This window comes from Mesorhizobium sp. L2C066B000, from assembly GCF_000502335.1.
Taxonomy (GTDB): domain Bacteria; phylum Pseudomonadota; class Alphaproteobacteria; order Rhizobiales; family Rhizobiaceae; genus Mesorhizobium.
In genome coordinates this window covers 1,287,851-1,305,064 of the sequence record NZ_AYWZ01000001.1, presented here as the reverse complement: position 1 = coordinate 1,305,064, position 17,214 = coordinate 1,287,851, and the positions used below count along the sequence as shown (strand labels likewise).

Here is a 17,214-nt window from a genome sequence, read left to right as displayed (position 1 = left end):
TGCGTAGTCTCGACTGCCGCGCTCTGTCCAGCACCAGAACAAGGAAGTTTCCATGCGCATCCCTGCCCCCTTCGTTTCCAAACCGATGGACATCGAGAAGGACTGGATCGACTACAACGGCCATCTCAACATGGCCTATTACAACGTGTTGTTCGACCGCTGCTCGGATGAGGCGTTCGAGGCGATGGGCATGGGGCTGGACTATGTCGAAGAGCGGCGCCTGACCATCTACACGGCCGAAGTCCATGTTTGCTATGTCCAGGAACTGCACCTCGAACACAAGGTCGTCGTATCCTTCCAGCTGATCGATCACGACGACAAGCGGCTGCGGGCCTACCAGGAAATCCGCCATGTCGATGGCTGGCTCGCCGCCACTTCCGAAACCCTGTCGCTGCATGTCGACATGTCCGGGCCGAAAGTCGCGCCCTTCCCCGCCGATGTGCAGGCCAAGGTGGAAGCCATGCGCGCCGCCCATTCTGCACTGCCGATGCCCGAGCGGGCCGGCCGTTCGATCGGTATTCGCCGCAGGACCGCTTGAAGCGCTGCCGCGCCCGCGTTAACCTTACCAAGGTTTTAACGTGAACAAGCCATTTGGGCCATTGAACGACTCAGCTGACCGTTTGAGAACGGTGCCATGCGAGTTGCGACGCGGGCGGCGGGCAACAGGCGGTTCGAGGAACGTGCATGAAAACCGACATCAAGGTCGAGGTGGACAGGCTGGCTGCCGATCCGCGCATCACCGACTATGATTTCTGGCGCTCGTTGAAGAACGTCAACAACGAGATCTTCCACATCGCCAACAACAACGAGCCTATCCCCTTCGACATGATCCGCTGGCGCGCCATCCTGAAGCAGGCGCGCATGAAGCGTGGCCACGCCTGATGTTTCCGCTGTTCTGAGAAAGCCGCCACCGGCGAGCGCCGCCACGGACCATTGCGACCTGATCATTTCTATAGGTCGGCGCCAGCCCTGCTTTCAGCGAATCGGCTACATCCGACAACCTTCAAAAACCGTTCATTTCGACAGTTTGCGCAACCGGCGATTCGGTTTCGCAAACGGCTGCCTGCGACAAGAAGATCAAGATTGAACCAATTCCACGTCTAAGCCGTTGTGACCCCTGAAAAACGGCTTGGAGTGAAAGCATGGATTGGAAAAGGACCAGGGAACCGGCCGACGCATGGCACATGACGGACAATCTGCATGCCGAGCACGGCAAGGGCGATCCGTTCGCGGCCGCCATCCGCGCCACCCGCATGTCGATGGTCATCACCGATCCCCGTCAAGCGGACAATCCGATCGTCTTTGCCAATGACGCGTTCCTGCGCCTGACCGGCTACGAGCGCGACGAGGTCATGGGCAAGAACTGCCGCTTCCTGCAGGGGCCAGAGACAGACAAGGCAGCTGTGGCTAGCGTGCGCGACGCGATAGCAGCGGGAACCGATATCGCCATCGATCTGTTGAACTACCGCAAGGACGGCTCGACATTCTGGAATGCGCTCTACATCAGCCCGGTTTCCAACGACAAAGGCGAACTCCTGTTCTTCTTTGCCTCACAGCTCGACGTCTCCGATCGCAAGCGCTCCGAGGATCGCATCACCGCCGACAAGAACCGTTTTGAAAAGGCTGTCAAGGAACGCACACGCGAGCTTGAGGCCGCCCTTGAGGCGCAGACCACGCTGCTGCACGAGGTCGACCATCGGGTGAAAAACAACCTGCAGATGATCTCCTCGCTGATCATCATGCAAAGCCGGGCAATCAAGGATGAAGCGACAAAGCGATCGCTGACCACCATGCTGGAGCGCATCGAGGCGCTGAGCACGGTGCATCGCCGTCTCTACCAGTCAAAGGATGTCAGCCGCTTCGATGTCTCGGATTTCGCCAGGGATCTGGTCACCGACCTGCTGACCGCATCCGGACGCGCCGAGATCAAGCCGACGCTGGACCTCGAACCCATCGTCATTCCGGCCGAAAAAGCCACGCCTGTTGCCTTGATGGTCAATGAGCTTGTCACCAACGCGCTGAAGCACGCCTTCAAGGCAAAGCCGGACGGCACCACCGCGGGGCGCATCGGCATCAAGATGAGCCAGCCCGACGGCCACTTCAACATCGAGGTTTCCGATGACGGCGTCGGCATGGCCGAGGCCAGTGGCGATGCTTCTTTTGGCATGCGGCTGATCAAGTCGCTTGCCCGTCAGTTGCATGCCGACATCGAATGGCGCGACGCCGGCCCGGGCACAAAGGTCGTCATCTCGATGCCGAACGAACCGCAGCAGAAAGGGAAGCTGTCATGAACGAACCGCTCAAGGTCCTGATCGTCGAGGACGAGGCGTTGCTGGCGATGGAACTGGAAAGCCTTGTCGAGGAAGCCGGCCACAGCGTTGTGGGTTGGGCGACCTCCTTGGCCGAAGCAAGAGGCATGATTGATACCGCCGATGCCGATATTGCCTTTGTCGATATCCACCTCGCCGACGGGCCGACCGGGGTCGAGGTTGCCGAGCATATCCGCGAGGGTAACCGTTCCATGGTGGTGTTCATGACCGCCAATCCAAAACGCATCCCCGACCATTTCGCCGGCGCGATCGGCGTCATCGCCAAGCCCTACACGATGAACGGACTGGTGTCGGCGTTGCGCTATCTGCAGGAGGGCGTGCGGCGCCCGCCCCCGGTCTCGGTGCTGCCGGCCGGTTTTACGCTGTCGCCGGCCTATGAGAGCGTATGGGCGTCGTCGGCGGCCTGAAGCCTACGCCAGCTTCTCCTTGAGGAAAGCGATCGTCCTGCCCCAGGCGAGATCGGCTGCCTTCTTGTCATAGCGCGCGGCCGAGGTGTCGTTGTTGAAGGCATGGTTGACGCCGTCATAGACATAGAGCGTGTATTCGACATGGGCGGCGTCGAGCGCTTTCTTGTAGGCATCGATGCCGGCGTCGATGCGCTCGTCGAGCCCGGCATAGTGCAGCAACAGCGCCGCCTTGATCTTCGCCACATCCTCGGCCTTCGGCTGCATGCCGTAATAGGCGACGCCGGCGGCGAGATCGGGCGCGTTGACCGCCAGATTGTTGACCGTGCCGCCGCCCCAGCAGAAGCCGACAGCACCGACCTTGCCGTTGCCGTCCTTCTCGCCCTTGAGATAGGCGATGGTCGCCACACCATCGGCGGTGACCTGGCTGGCTTCGAGCTTGGTAAACATGTCGCGCGCCTTGTCTTCGTCAGCGGGCGTGCCGCCGAGCGGCGACAGGAAATCCGGCGCCAGCGCCACGAACCCTTCCAGCGCAACGCGCCGCGCCACATCCTTGATATGCGGGTTGAGCCCCCTGTTCTCATGCACCACGATGACGGTGCCGAGCTTGCCGGACTGGTCCGCCGGCCTGACCAGATAGCCCTTCATCTCACCGCTGCTGCCGGAATAGGTGATATCTTCAGCCTTCACGCGCTGATCGTTGTCGGCGACGATTGCCGCCTGCGCCGAATTCGCCGCAAGCAGCGGCGCGATCGCGGCCGCCGCCGCGCCCGATCCGGCAAGCCTGGTCAGCTGTTCCATGAAGCGGCGGCGGTCGAGCGTCAGATGCGTGTATTCGTCATAGGCATCGATCATCGCCTGGGTGATGGCAGGTTTGGCAGGTTTGACGGCTTCGGCGGTGGGTTTCGTCATGGCGTGCTCCTCGTTAGGAGATGATCTCACGGTCACTCCGGGATGACCTCGCGGTCACTCCGGGATGACCTCGCGGTCACTCCGGGATGACTCGCGGATCAAGATAGGGTGCAAGCTCGCACGGTCCAGTCTCGGATGGGTGACGCTTGCGCCATCGAACGATGCGGCCGCCCCGCCGAACGCGCCCATCACATTTTGGTCATTTCAGAGAATGTCGATGGTGCCGCCACAATATGGAAGGAAGCTGATGATGGTCTCGCTCGTAGCGGCGAGCCCGACGAGAAGGAACAACGCCATGACCTTGTCTACTCCGATCCTTGCAAGCGCGCTCGTGCTTGCTGTTGCTGCCTTGCTGGCAATGCGCTCCGCTGCTGCCGCAGCCGCCGCTCGGATGGTGAAGGTCCGCGTCGACCGGCACCACGCTGATCCAGCAGGCCGAAACAGGGCCGCAGCTAACCAATGAAGTACTGGGCTCCGTGCCCAGCCTCAAAGGCCATCTCTTACGCAAGCTGACCAAGGCTGCTGCTGCCCTCATCGCCCTGCCGGGCACTTCTCCCCGTATAGATGCCGGCAGGCAGATGAGGGGCGGCGCGACAGAATATCTGCCGGGCCGATCACTTACCTAAGTCACATCGCTGCTACTTCGGCAGCGTATAGGCCATCACATAGTCGCCGGGCTTGGTGCCGACCGAGCCATGGCCGCCGGCGACGATGACCACGAACTGGCGGCCGTCGGCGACGGTGTAGGTCATCGGCGTCGACTGCCCACCGGCCGGCAGCCTGGCCTGCCAAAGCTGCTTGCCCGATGTCAGGTCATAGGCGCGCAGATAGTCGTCGACCGCCGCGCCCAGGAAGACGACGCCGCCGGCGGTGATCATCGGCCCGCCAATGCCGGGAACACCGACCTTCAGCGGCAAGGGCAACGGCGTCATGTCGTAGACGGTGCCGTTGCGGTGCTTGTAGGCGATCTTGCCGGTTCTGAGGTCCGCTCCCGCCACATAGCCCCATGGCGGCGCCTGGCAGGGCACGCCGAGCGGCGACAGGAACGGCCCCATCACCACCGCATAGGGTGCGCCCTCATTGCGGTTCAGCCCCTGCTCGCTGCCGCGCCCCTCATCCGGCGGCGGCACCTGGTCGCGCGGAATGAGCTGCGATTTGAACGCCAGATAGGTCGGCATGCCGAACATCACCTGCCGCACCGGATCGACGGCGACGCCGCCCCAGTTGAATGTGCCGAAATTACCGGGATAGACCAGCGACCCCTGCACCGATGGCGGGGTGTAGCGGCCCTCGTAGCGCAGGCCCTGGAATTCGATCCGGCAGGCCAGCTGGTCGAACATGGTGATGCCCCACATGTCGGCGCCGGTCAGCGGCCTCGGATTGAAGGAGAGATCCGAGACCGGCTGCGTCGGCGACGTGTGATCGCCCTCGACAGCGCCGCCCGGCGCCGGCACTTCCTTGATCGGGATGATCGGCTCGCCGCTGCGCCGGTCGAGCACGTAGAGGTCGCCCTGCTTGGTCGGTCCAACCAGGCCCGGAACGACGCCGGCAGCGGTGGTGATGTCGACCAGGGTCGGCTGTGCCGGCACATCCATGTCCCAGAGGTCGTGATGCACGGTCTGCCGCACCCAGCGCACTTGTCCGGTGGCCAGATCGAGCGCGGTGATCGAGGAGGAAAACTTCTCGACATTGGCGCTGCGGCCCATCCCGAGCTGGTCCGGCGTCTGGTTGCCGAGCGGCACATAGAGCAAGCCGAGCTTCTCGTCGGCGCTTGCCGTCGACCACATGTTGGGCGAGTTGTGGGTGTAGGTCTGGCCTGCCGCCAGCGGCGTTGTCTGGTCCGGATTGCCGGAATCCCAGTTCCACACCAGGGCGCCGGTGTCGACGTCGAAGGCCCGGATGACGCCGGACGGCTCTTGCGTCGAAAAATTGTCGTTGACCGCGCCGCCGATGATGATCTTGCCGCCCGCAATCAGCGGCGCCGAGGTCGAGTAATAATAGCCCGACTTCGGATACGGCATGTTGGTCAACAAATTGAGCGTGCCGGCTTCGGCGAAGGACGGGCAGACCTGGCCGTTGGCGGCGTCGAGCGCGATCAGCCGCGCATCCGAGGTCGGCAGATAGACGCGCGTCGCGCAAGGCTGGCCGGCGGCGATCTTGGCATCGGCATAATAGGACACGCCGCGGCAGGTCTGGTGCTGGCGGTCCTTGTCGAGCTTGATCTTGGGATCGAAACGCCATTTCTCCTTGCCGGTGGCGGCATCGATGGCGATAGCGAAATTGTGCGGCGTGCAGATATAGAGCGCGTCGCCCACCTTCAGCGGCGTCACCTGGTAGGTGGTTTCGCCGACATCGTCCGGCCCTTTCACGTCGCCGGTCTGGTAGGTCCAGGCCGGCTGCAATTTGGCGACATTGTCGGGCGTGATCTGGTCGAGCGGCGAATAGCGCTGGCCAAATTGCGTACGGCCGTAGAAATGCCATTCGCCCGGAGGCACATTGCCGCCGAGATCGGCAGTCGGCGTCACCTTGTCGGCGCTGAGGTCGCCGGCGATGTCCTTGGGATCGGCCGTCATCGAATAACCGGCGACGGCGAGCGAAGCCAGCGCGGCCAGAATGAGCGGCGCTCGCGCGTCGGGGCCGGTCAGGCCCCGCCTTGCCCAAGGTGTCAGCAGCCACAGCGCCAGAAGCACGACGATGCCGCCGCGCGGTCCGAGTTCCCACCAGTCGAAGCCGATTTCCCACACCGCCCAGGCCAGCGTGCCGAGCACGATCGCCGCGTAGAGCCAGAGCGCCGTCGATTTGCGCCGGAAGAGCAGCCATGCGGCGATCAGGAAGGCGAGACCGGTGATGACATAGTACCAGCTGCCGCCCAGCATCACGAGCCAGACGCCGCCGCCGCCAAGTGCGAGGCCGATGAGGAACAGAATGAGGGAGGTGATGACGACAGCCAAGACGATACTCCTTCGACTGATGCGCATTCCGCGACGCGGCCATGGGCAAAGGTATGCCAATCCTGCCCCCGGCGGTACAACCTTCTCCCGGCCGCCGTGCCTGTCAAGCCGCCGGGGAGCGATCCACGGCGAAACCAAAAGGCCATGCCGCAGGCTCTCTTGCGTAACAGGGCGTTTTTCGAGGCCACACGCCAAGGTGGCAATCCCGCCTTGCCGGCATCCGGGTTTTCCAGCAGTCTGCTTTGGACCAACCATCAGGAGCAACCAGAGTGACGTCATTCGCCTCGCCTCTGACGCGCGTAGTCCTTGTCCTCAGTAGCTTCGTCGCGCTCACGGCCGGCACAGTGGCCGCGCCGGCACAGACGCTGAGCGAGATCAATAAGGCAAACGGCTTTCACGAGATGCTGATGGGCATCGGTCCCGGCATCGCCGCAGCCACGAAATCCATACCCGAACCGTTACCGGCAAATTTCCAGGACGCCTTGTCGGTCGCGCTGGAAGGCGCCTTCGACGCAGTCAAAATGGAGACTGCCATCGAATCGCGGATGGCGGACAGGCTGTCGGCCACCGATCTGTCCGACCTCGCAGCGTTTTACGCTTCCCCGTTGGGCAAGCACGTCACCGCTTTGGAAATTCAGTCGTCTGGCCCGGAAGGCAGGCAAAGCAAGAAGACAGAGGGCAAGCAAATCCTCGCCGAGCTTCCGACCAAGGATCCAGCCCGGCTCGAATTGTACCGCAAGATCATCGACGATATCAGCGCTGTCGACACCGGCGAGGCGATAGCGCTGAACATGAGCTACGCGATGGTCACGGGGATGCTGGGCGCAGCCGGAAAGCCTCTGTCGGACGAACAGATCATGGCGCTGGTGCGTCAGCAATCCGTGAAAATTCGCCAGAACATCGAACAGAATGCCATGCAGGGTAGCGCTTATACATACCGGGATATCTCGCTCGGCGATCTCAGACTGTACTCGACATTCCTGGCGTCACCCGCGGGCAGCCGCTATTACGACCAGATGCTGACGGCCTTTGGCATGGTGATGACAGAGGAAGCGCGCTCGTTCGGACATCGATTGTTCGTCGCGCTCGGTTACCGAAAGGCCTGAGCCGCGGTATCGGGGACTTTAGCAGAACAAAACGTAGACACTTCTGGTCTTTCGCTCCCGAATCACTACATTCGGGGGAGATGTCCGGCTTTGCGGAAGACATGCCCTTTTTCGACGAACCCAATGCGCGGCCCGCGGGCCCGTCGGGCATAGCCGCGCGCGCCATGGCGGCCCGCAGCGGCCCCAACAGCGCGCCCGATTATCTCAACGGCCTCAACCCCGAGCAGCGGCTGGCGGTGGAAACCACCGAAGGCCCGGTCCTGGTGCTGGCCGGCGCCGGCACCGGCAAGACCCGCGTGCTGACCACCCGCATCGCCCATATCCTGGCCACCGGCAGGGCTTTCCCCTCGCAGATCCTGGCGGTGACCTTCACCAACAAGGCCGCGCGCGAGATGAAGCAGCGCATCGGCCATCTCGTCGGCGAAGCCGTCGAGGGCATGCCGTGGCTCGGCACCTTCCACTCCATCGGCGTCAAGCTCTTGCGCCGCCACGCCGAGCTGGCCGGGCTCAAATCCGATTTCACCATCCTCGACACCGACGACGTCGTACGGCTGATCAAGCAGCTGATCCAGGCCGAAGGCCTCGACGACAAGCGCTGGCCGGCCAAGCAGTTCGCGCAGATGATCGACGGCTGGAAGAACAAGGGCCAAGGCCCCGCCGACATTGCCGAGGGCGACGCGCGCAGCTTCGCCAACGGCAAGGGCCGGGAACTCTACAAGGCCTATCAGGAGCGGCTGAAGACGCTGAACGCCTGCGACTTCGGCGATCTGCTCTGCCACCCGATCCGCATCTTCCGCGCCAATCCGGACGTGCTGAAGGAATACCACAAGCGCTTCAAATACATCCTCGTCGACGAATACCAGGACACCAACACCGCGCAATACATGTGGCTGCGGCTGCTGGCGCAGCGGCCTACCTCCCCCTCGATGGGGGAGGTCGCGCCGCGTAGCGGCGCGGGTGGGGGTGGCAGCGCCNGGGGGGGGGGGGGGGGGCAGCGCCGGCGCCAGTCACCCCTCCCCGCCGCTTCGCGGCGACCCTCCCCATCCAGGGGAGGGTAAAGCGCGATCGGCCGAAGGCCGCAAGCCCGACCGGGCGTCCGAGCCGTTGCGAGGCGACTCCCGCGACGCCGAAGGCGCGCAAAAAAGAGGGGGCGGAGGGCCCGCGCCGGCAGGCGCGGAACGGCCCGTGAGCGAAAACAAAGTCAACATCTGCTGCGTCGGCGACGACGACCAGTCGATCTATGGCTGGCGCGGCGCCGAGGTCGACAACATCCTGCGCTTCGACAAGGATTTCCCGGGCGCCACCATCATCCGGCTGGAGCGCAACTATCGCTCGACCGCGCACATCCTCGGCACCGCCTCGCACCTCATCGCCCACAATGAGGGCCGCTTCGGCAAGACGCTGTTCACCGAGAAGGTCGCCGAGGACGACGAGAAGGTGCATGTCCACGCCGCTTGGGATTCCGAGGAGGAAGCGCGCGCCGTCGGCGAGACCATCGAGACCTACCAGCGTGCCAAGCACAAGCTCAACGACATGGCCATCCTGGTCCGCGCCTCCTTCCAGATGCGCGAATTCGAAGACCGCTTCGTCACGCTCGGCCTCAATTACCGCGTCATCGGCGGCCCGCGTTTTTATGAGCGCATGGAAATCCGCGATGCGCTGGCCTTCTTCCGCGTCGTCGCGCAGGGCGCCGACGACCTCGCCTTCGAGCGCATCGTCAATGTCCCCAAGCGCGGCCTGGGTGAAGCCACCATCCGCCAGATCCACGACACGGCGCGGAGCTTGCGCATCCCGATGCTGGAGGCAGCCGCCAAGCTTGCAGAAAGCGACGAGCTGAAGCCGAAACCGCGCGCGGCCTTGCGCGAAGTGGCGGCCAATTTCGAGCGCTGGCAGAAGGCGCTGGAAACCACGCCGCACACCGAACTCGCCGAGACCATTCTGGAGGAGAGCGGCTACACCGACATGTGGAAGAACGACCGTTCGGTCGAGGCGCCGGGCCGGCTGGAAAACCTGAAAGAGCTTATCCGCTCCATGGAGGAGTATGAATCGCTGCGCTCCTTCCTCGAACATGTCGCCCTGGTCATGGACGCCGAGCAGAATGCCGAGTTGGACGCCGTCAACATCATGACGCTGCATTCGGCAAAAGGCCTCGAATTCGAGACGGTTTTTCTCCCCGGCTGGGAGGAAGGCCTGTTCCCGCATCAGCGCGCGCTGGACGAAGGCGGTCGCTCAGGCCTGGAGGAAGAGCGCCGCCTCGCCTATGTCGGCCTGACCCGGGCCAAGAAGAACCTGCATTTGTGGTTCGTCTCCAACCGCCGCATCCATGGCCTGTGGCAATCGACCATCCCGTCGCGCTTTCTGGACGAACTGCCGGAAGCCCATGTCGAGGTCGCCGAAAGCGGCAACTCCTACGGCGGCTACGGTAATTCCTATGGCGGCGGTTCTTTTGCGTCGGGCCGTGGCGGCCAGGGCGCAGGACGGCAGAACCCCTACGGCGCCTCGCGCTTCGACAATGTCGGCGCGGAAAAATCCGGCGCCTTTTCCAACACCTATGCCACGCCGGGCTGGCAGCGCGCCCAGGCCAACCGCACCGAAGCGACCGACCGCAACTGGGGTTCGCGCTCCGGCCACCAGGTCGAGCGCATCGGCTATGGCGAGACCGACTCCGGCTACGGCGCCGGCCGAACCTCGGTCAAAGGCCGCACCATCGACGGCGAACTGGTCGCCAAATCCGTCGCCGACACGCCGTCAGCCTTTAGTGTCGGCGACCGCGTCTTCCACCAGAAATTCGGGAACGGCAACATTTCCAACATCGAAGGCAACAAGCTGACCATCGACTTCGACAAGGCCGGCCAGAAACGCGTGCTGGACGGGTTTGTGGCGGCGGTGTGAGCGCCCGCTTGTCCTGTTGTCCTACAAGCGACCACATTGTTGTAGTCTGGCGGAGCCCTCCCCGCCTCGTCATCCACGGGCGGAGCAAGGAGCGTAGCGACGCAGCGTAGACCCGAGGATCCATCCCGCGTCTTCCAACGCGTTGCCACGGTGCGGAATCCTACGCAGCTGCACTCCAAGGTCGCGGAATGGATTCCAGGGTCTACGCGACGGAGCTTCGCTCCTGCTCCGCCCTAGAATGACGAAGCGACGGGCGTCTGCCCAGTCGTCGGGGCATGCGGTCCGCAACATGAGCGTCCCCGTCAATTTAGCCCGCCCCTCACCTATACCTTGCCTGGTTCCACTTGTGCCCCAGCAGCGACAGGATGATGATCAGCCCGTTGAAGAACTGGACGTAGAAGCCGCTCAGGCCCGCCGCCACGACGCCGGTCTGGATGAACGACACGGTGACCGCGCCGATCGCTCCACCGGCAACCGTGCCGATGCCGCCCCAGGTCGGCGTGCCGCCCACGAACACTGATGCCAGCACCGGCAGCAGATAGCCGTCGCCCGCGGTCGGCCACCAGGTGAAGTTGATCATCACCGAAAACGTGCCGGCGATCGCGGCCCCAATGCCGGTGAAGATGAACACTTTCACCCGCACGCGCTTGACGTCGATGCCCATCTGCTGGGCGCTGTCGGGGTTGTCGCCGACCACCCTCACCTGCGCGCCGAAGCGGTGCCGGTTGTAGAGCATTGCCGACAAAATGACGAAGGCGAGTGCCCAGAAGACCTGTACCGGAAAACCCCACACCTGACCGGAGAAGATGGTGTACGCCCAGCTGTCGCTGAGACCGGTCAATGCCGTCGATCTGCCCTCGTTGATGATCTGGATCAGTCCCCGCAGCAGGAAATTCATGCCGAGGGTGGCGATCAGCGACGACAGCCCGCCATAAACGACCAGGGATCCGACGAGAAAGCCGAGCAGCGTGCCTGTGAGAATCGCCGCTGCGATGCCGAGAAACGGATCGTAGCCGGCCTGCACCACCAGCGCGAACACCCAGGAGGCAAAGCCCATGGTTGCGGGAAACGACAGGTCGATCTCGCCGCAGGTGACGACGAAGACCAGCGGCACCACCACGAACAGCGCAACGGGCAGCGTGGTCAGCACGGATCTGTAGAGATACCAGGTGGTGAACACGGTCGGGTTGGCGATCAGGAACGCCGCCATCATGATGATGAACACGGCGAGCGTGCCGAGCGCTGCGCGGTTGTCGATGACGAAACCGCGCAGCCAGTGGTCGGACGGGTGCTTCCACTCAGGTCGGGCCGCCTTGCCGCCAAGAGGGCTCTGCAGATCGGGTTCCATGGTCTTGCTCATCGTGCTGCCCTCTCCGCGTCGCCGGCCTCGTGCAGCCCCGGCAATCCGCCGGGATGCGCAAGGTCTTCCATGAAGTTGATCAGCTCTTCGGCCGACTTGACCTGGCTGCGATCGGCGGTCAGCGCCACCTTGCCGCGGTCAATCACCACGAAGCGGTCGGCGATGTCGAAGACGTGATGGATGTTGTGGCCGATGAACAGGATCGAGCGGCCACTCGCCCGCACCTGGCGCACGAAATGGAAGACCTTGGCGGTCTCGGTCAGCGACAGCGCCGTCGTCGGCTCGTCGAGGATGATCAGTTCCGCCTGCTTGTAGATGGCGCGCGCGATCGCCACGCCCTGGCGTTCGCCGCCGGAGAGCTGGCCGACGATCGAATGCGGCGTGAACACCTTCGAGGTAAAGCCGATCTCGCGCATCAGCCGGCTCGCCTCCTCTATCTCTTTATTGACCTTCAGAAAGCCCATGAAGCCGGTGAGTTCGCGGCCCATGAAGATGTTGCGCACGATGGTCTGCTGCACGGCCAGCGCCCGGTCCTGGAAAACCGTCTCGATGCCGGCGTCGCGCGAGCGTGCCGCACTCCAGCCGGTCACCGGCTTGCCGCGCACCAGGATCTCGCCGCTGGTCGGCTTGACGACGCCGGACAGGATCTTGATCAGCGTCGATTTGCCGGCGCCATTGTCGCCGATCAGGCCAACCACCTCGCCGCGGTCGACCGAGAGATTGACCCCGCCCAGCGCATAGACCTGGCCATAGGATTTGCTGATGTCGCGCAGTTCGATGATGCGTTCGGCCATGGCGATCCTCGCTCCTGTGGTATCATCCGGCCTGGTGCCGGCGGTCCTGCCGGCCGGGCTTGCGCCCAGCCGGCAGTTTGGGAGGTCAGCGCAGCGCCTGCTTGGCGAGCTCGGCGACGATCTCGTAATTTTGCGGCGTGACGAAACCGGCGCCGGTGTCGACATTCATCGGCGCCAGGCCCAGCACCACCTGCTGGCAAAGGCTGAGGATCGGCAGATAGCCTTGCAGGAACGGCTGCTGATCAGCCGTCAGTTGCACCCAGCCGCCCTTGAACGCCTCGACGATCTGCGGGCTGGTATCGAAGCCGAAGTTGAAGATGTCGCCGGGCTTGCGTCCTGCCGCCTGCATGTAGGTGGCGACGTTGCCCAGCATCTGGCCGCCGGGATAGCCGACCGCCTTGACGTCGGGATTGTTGAGCAGGGCCGCGGTGATCACCGGTATCGCCAGATTGGGGTCGGACGCCCATTCGCCGCTCGGCGGCGACGACAGCTGGATGACCTCGACGCCGGCTTCCTTGAGTGCTGCCACCGTGCCGCGCTCGCGCGCGCCGCGGGCCTCGTTCTCGAACGGGCCGATCATGATCGCCTTGTCGCCGGACTTGAGATTGCCGAGCTTGAACGCTTCGACGCCGAGCGCGCGGCCCTGCTGCTCCTGCTGGGCGCCGACATAGCCGCCGCCGAACGCAGCCACCACCGTCGGCACCGGCACGTTCTGGTACATCATCTTGATGCCGTCCTTGTGCGCCTGTTCGGCCAGCGGCATGATCGCGGCGTCGCCGGGATGGCCCATCATGGCAATGCCGTTGGGCTTCACGGCGACGGCCTCGCGCAATTGCTGAACCATCTTCTCGACGTCCCACTGCGAGAAGATGTAGTCGACCTTGGGTCCGAGATCGGACGCCGCCTGCTTGGCGCCATTGTAGACGATGGTGCCGAAAGCGTCGCCCTCGGCGCCGCCGACGAAAAAGCGGATGTGGACATCCTTGCACCACTGGGCGTCGAGCGCCTGCGCCGGCAGAGTGGAGATGGCAGCGCACAGCGCCGTGGCGGCGGCCACGACGGTCGAGCGCAGAAGTGTCGTTCTCATTGCGATGCTCATGCACGTTCCTCCCTTTTGTCCTCGGTGAGCCGAGGGGTTTCGTCGTTCGCCTGTCGGCAGTGCTTGTCGGCAGTGCTTGGCAATCTGTCAGGCCGGCTCCTCCCACCGGCCCTCGGTCACGCCGGGTTCGGCAGGTAGGTCGCTCCTCCCCGGCATTGCTTGAGGTATTCCAGCCCGCGCACCTGGCCTGTGATTTCGAGGTCGCCGCGATAGACCGGGTCGTGCCAGCCCTCGATGTCGATGGCGCCCTTGTAACCGGCCAGCCGCAATTCGCTGATCACCCGCGTCCAGTCGCTGTCGCCAAACCCGGGCGTGCGCATCTGCACGAAGGGCAGCTTGCCGAACACGCCGTGCTCGCGGATCACATCCCAGCGCACCGTCGCGTCCTTGCCGTGGACATGGAAAATGCGCGGCGCCCATTTGCGGATCTGCGGCATCGGGTCGATGAGGTAGACAAGCTGGTGGCAGGGCTCCCATTCGAGGCCGAGATTGTCGTCGGGCAATTCGTTGAACATCAACTCCCAGGCATCGGGATTGTGGGCGATGTTCCAGTCGCCGGCCGCCCAGTTGCCATCCATCGCGCAATTCTCGAAGGCGATGCGCACTCCCTTGTCTGCGGCGCGCCTGGCCAGCGGACCCCAGACCTCACGGAAGCGCGGCAGGCTGTCTGTCAGCTTCTTGCCGCGCAGGCGGCCGGTGAAGCCGCTGACCGTCGAGGCGCCGAACAGATGCGCATTGTCGACGACGGTTTCCCATGCCGCGAGCACGCCGCGATCGACCTCGCCATCCTCCAGCGGATTGCCGAACACGCCGATCGACGACACGGCGACATCGGCATCGCCGATCGCCTCGCCAATCTCACCGGCGAGCCGCGCCAAATCCTTGCCGCCCAGCGTCTGCCAGAAGAAGGGCTGGATGCTCTCGAAACCGAGCGGCAGAATCTCTTTGATGTAGGCGGCGGGGTCTTCGAGATTGGCCCGCACCATGGTGCCGATCCGGATGTCGAGAAGCGGGTTTGGCATCATGATGCTTCCTGTGTGATTGCGACGCGCCGTCCGGTCTCGGCGCTTTCGATGGCGCCGAAAACCATGGCCAGGCTTTTGATGTTGTCGCTGCCACGGGTTTCCGGCTCGCTACCGGTCTCGATGGCGTGGATGAAATCCTTGATGACGCCGAGATGACCGCCGATGCGGTCGGCGGGATCGAGCGGCGGCACGATGATGGGCTGGGTCAGGTCGAAAAGGCCGTCGCGGACCGACAACACAACTTCGGCCTTCAGCCCGTCCTCGCCGTCCCAGACCAGGCTGCCGTGCTCGGCGACGATGCGCCATGTGCTCTCCCAACTGGTGCGGAAGCCCGCCGCGCACCAAGAGCCTGCATAGGTGAACCGCTTGCCGCCACCGAGATCGAAGATAGCGCTGGCCGAGGAACCCTGCCGGTACCAGGAATTGGCCGGCTCCCATTCCTGGCAAAAAACACCGGCGGGATCGCCTGCGACCATGTAGCGGGCGGCGTCGAATGTGTGGATCGCCATATCGAGCAAGAGCACATGCGCCATCTCCTCGCGAAAGCCGCCGAAATGCGGCGCGACGAAGAAGTCGGCATGGATGCTGGTTGGCTTGCCGATGGCGCCGGAGTCGAGAAAGCGCCTTATGCGCCGGACATTGGCGACGTAGCGGCGGTTCTGCACCACGGCATGAACGCGCCCTGCCTGGCGCGCCGCGTCGACAATGGCGCGGGCATTTTCCGGAGTATCGGCGAGCGGCTTTTCGGTGAGCAGATGGCAATGATGGGCAAAGGCGGAAAAGGCGACGTCTCGGCGGGCGGCGGGAACCACGACGTCGAACACCGCTTGCGGATTGGTCTGGTCGAGGACCTGATCGAGGCTGGTGCCGATGACGGCGCTATCGAGCCCGTATTCGCGTGCCCTCGCCCGCGCCCGTTCGGCGTCGAGATCGACCAGGCCGACAATGGCGAGCCCGTCGATCTGCCTCGCGGCATCGAGCCAGGCCTTGCTCATCGCACCACAGCCGACGAGGACGGCATTCATCATCCGGCATTCCTCCCGTCCGGTCCCTCCAGACCGAATGTCACGGCATTTCCGGCATCACCGTAAACGTTTTTCCGTAAACGTTTACGAGAACACACCCGATGGCGTAGAATGTCAATCGGCTGCCAGCGAAAATCATCCCGAAGCCTTGGCCTGGGCGGCAGCCGGTGCTAGCCAAGACAGGGGGAGAACTGTCCTTGGCGTCCAGCATCCATGACCTCGCGCGTCACCTGAACATTTCGATCGGCACCGTGTCGCGGGCGTTGAACGGCCGCGCCGACGTCAATGCCGACACCCGCCAGCGCGTGCTCGCCGCCGCCAAGCAATTGAACTATTCGCCCAACCAGTCCGGCCGCAGCCTGCGGCAAGGCACCACCCATTCGATCGCCTTCATGCTGCAGCCGCATCCGGGCGACCAGCAATATGGCGAACCGTTCTTCATCCCGTTCCTGATCGGTCTGCAGGGCCGGCTTGCCGAGTATGGCCTGGATTTGATGGTCGTCATGGGTGAGCCCGGTCAATATCAGCAGGAGAGGCTGCGCCGCGTGGTTGAGACGCGCCGGGCCGACGCGGTCGTGTTGGCCAATACACGGCGGGAAGACGATCGGATTGACTATCTCAGCAAGGCCGGCTTTCCCTTCGCCACGCTTGGCCGAAGTCAATCCGGCGACGACACCTATCCTTCGCTCGATATAGATTTCGAGAGGGCGGGTGATGAAGCCGTCGACCGGCTGGTCGCGCGCGGCCATCGCCGCATTGCCGCCATCCGCCCTTCGCTTGATCTCAACTTCGGCTACCTGTTCCTCGACGGCTACCGCAAGGCGCTGGAGCGGCATGGCATCGAAGTCGACCCCGGCCTGATCGCCGACGGCTTCATCAACGAGGCAGGCGGCTACCAGGTGACGCCGCGCGTGATGCTCTCCAAGGACCGGCCCACAGCCATCATCTTCAACAATGACGCAATGGCGCTCGGCGGCTGCAAGGCACTGGCCGAGATGGGCATCAGGCCCGGCCACGACATCGCGGTGATCGTCATCGTCGACACGCCGCTCTGCCGTTATTTCTCGCCGGCGCTGACCGCCTTCCGTCCGTCGCTGGAGCCCATGGGCCGGCGTCTGGCCGAGATGCTGCTGGCCTCGCTTCCGGCCTTTGCCGGTCCCGAAGGCGCGCGCATCATCCGCGAAGTCTGGCCGCTGGAGCTGATCGCCCGCGACAGCGATTGATAGTGCGTCCTTCCCTTCTCCCACAAGAAGGGGAGAAGGGAGAGGCCCGCTCTGTCACGCAAGTATCATGTTCGCGTCCTAGACCGCTTTGCG

The 17,214-nt window shown here is 63.9% G+C and carries 13 protein-coding genes and 1 pseudogene; 7 read left to right on the top strand and 7 right to left on the bottom strand.

Going from position 1 to position 17,214, the window contains the following annotated elements:
* The first annotated feature begins 52 nt into the window (after positions 1 to 52).
* The 4 genes from X733_RS159910 (at position 53) to X733_RS159925 (ending at position 2,737) form a co-directional block, all read left to right on the top strand.
* Complete coding sequence (locus X733_RS159910; protein WP_023667427.1) at positions 53 to 538, top strand: thioesterase family protein; 486 nt, start codon at positions 53 to 55, stop codon at positions 536 to 538.
* A 146-nt stretch (positions 539 to 684) separates the two neighbouring features.
* Positions 685 to 882 (top strand): hypothetical protein, encoded by a 198-nt coding sequence (locus X733_RS159915; RefSeq protein ID WP_013531006.1) that lies wholly within the window; start codon positions 685 to 687, stop codon positions 880 to 882.
* Between the two features lie 260 nt (positions 883 to 1,142).
* Positions 1,143 to 2,291: a histidine kinase dimerization/phosphoacceptor domain -containing protein gene (locus X733_RS159920; protein ID WP_023667428.1), complete on the top strand. Its 1,149-nt coding sequence runs from the start codon at positions 1,143 to 1,145 to the stop codon at positions 2,289 to 2,291.
* A complete protein-coding gene (locus X733_RS159925) occupies positions 2,288 to 2,737 on the top strand; it encodes a response regulator (RefSeq protein WP_023668313.1) in 450 nt (149 codons plus the stop codon). Before X733_RS159920 ends, X733_RS159925 begins: the two co-directional genes overlap by 4 nt.
* 3 nt (positions 2,738 to 2,740) lie before the next feature.
* On the opposite strand, the gene X733_RS159930 is transcribed toward X733_RS159925, so the two are convergent.
* Positions 2,741 to 3,646, bottom strand: coding sequence for a dienelactone hydrolase family protein (locus X733_RS159930; protein ID WP_023705527.1), 906 nt, complete (start codon positions 3,644 to 3,646; stop codon positions 2,741 to 2,743).
* A gap of 638 nt (positions 3,647 to 4,284) precedes the next feature.
* A complete protein-coding gene (locus tag X733_RS159935; RefSeq protein WP_023705529.1) occupies positions 4,285 to 6,597 on the bottom strand; it encodes a glucose/quinate/shikimate family membrane-bound PQQ-dependent dehydrogenase in 2,313 nt (770 codons plus the stop codon).
* A 269-nt stretch (positions 6,598 to 6,866) separates the two neighbouring features.
* Here X733_RS159935 and X733_RS159940 point away from each other — a divergent pair, with 269 nt between their 5' ends.
* A complete protein-coding gene (locus X733_RS159940; protein ID WP_023705530.1) occupies positions 6,867 to 7,703 on the top strand; it encodes a DUF2059 domain-containing protein in 837 nt (278 codons plus the stop codon).
* A gap of 80 nt (positions 7,704 to 7,783) precedes the next feature.
* A pseudogene (locus X733_RS1000000167070) lies at positions 7,784 to 10,595 on the top strand (UvrD-helicase domain-containing protein).
* 319 nt (positions 10,596 to 10,914) lie between these two features.
* Here the strand turns inward: X733_RS1000000167070 and X733_RS159945 are convergent.
* From X733_RS159945 to X733_RS159965, 5 genes are all read right to left on the bottom strand, one after another.
* Positions 10,915 to 11,955: an ABC transporter permease gene (locus X733_RS159945; RefSeq protein ID WP_023668309.1), complete on the bottom strand. Its 1,041-nt coding sequence runs from the start codon at positions 11,953 to 11,955 to the stop codon at positions 10,915 to 10,917.
* Entirely contained in the window at positions 11,952 to 12,749 is a 798-nt protein-coding gene (locus tag X733_RS159950; protein WP_023817963.1) for an ATP-binding cassette domain-containing protein, read from the bottom strand. Before X733_RS159950 ends, X733_RS159945 begins: the two co-directional genes overlap by 4 nt.
* A gap of 85 nt (positions 12,750 to 12,834) precedes the next feature.
* Positions 12,835 to 13,848 carry a substrate-binding domain-containing protein gene (locus tag X733_RS159955; RefSeq protein WP_023682113.1) on the bottom strand — a complete coding sequence of 338 codons (1,014 nt, stop codon included), beginning with the start codon at positions 13,846 to 13,848 and terminating at the stop codon, positions 12,835 to 12,837.
* Between the two features lie 116 nt (positions 13,849 to 13,964).
* Complete coding sequence (locus tag X733_RS159960; protein ID WP_031193081.1) at positions 13,965 to 14,873, bottom strand: sugar phosphate isomerase/epimerase; 909 nt, start codon at positions 14,871 to 14,873, stop codon at positions 13,965 to 13,967.
* Positions 14,870 to 15,901, bottom strand: coding sequence for a Gfo/Idh/MocA family oxidoreductase (locus X733_RS159965; RefSeq protein WP_023817961.1), 1,032 nt, complete (start codon positions 15,899 to 15,901; stop codon positions 14,870 to 14,872). The genes X733_RS159960 and X733_RS159965 overlap by 4 nt, the downstream gene beginning before the upstream one ends.
* 194 nt (positions 15,902 to 16,095) lie before the next feature.
* Here X733_RS159965 and X733_RS159970 point away from each other — a divergent pair, with 194 nt between their 5' ends.
* Positions 16,096 to 17,121, top strand: a complete 1,026-nt coding sequence (locus X733_RS159970) for a LacI family DNA-binding transcriptional regulator (protein WP_023817960.1) — start codon at positions 16,096 to 16,098, stop codon at positions 17,119 to 17,121.
* Positions 17,122 to 17,214: the final 93 nt, after the last annotated feature.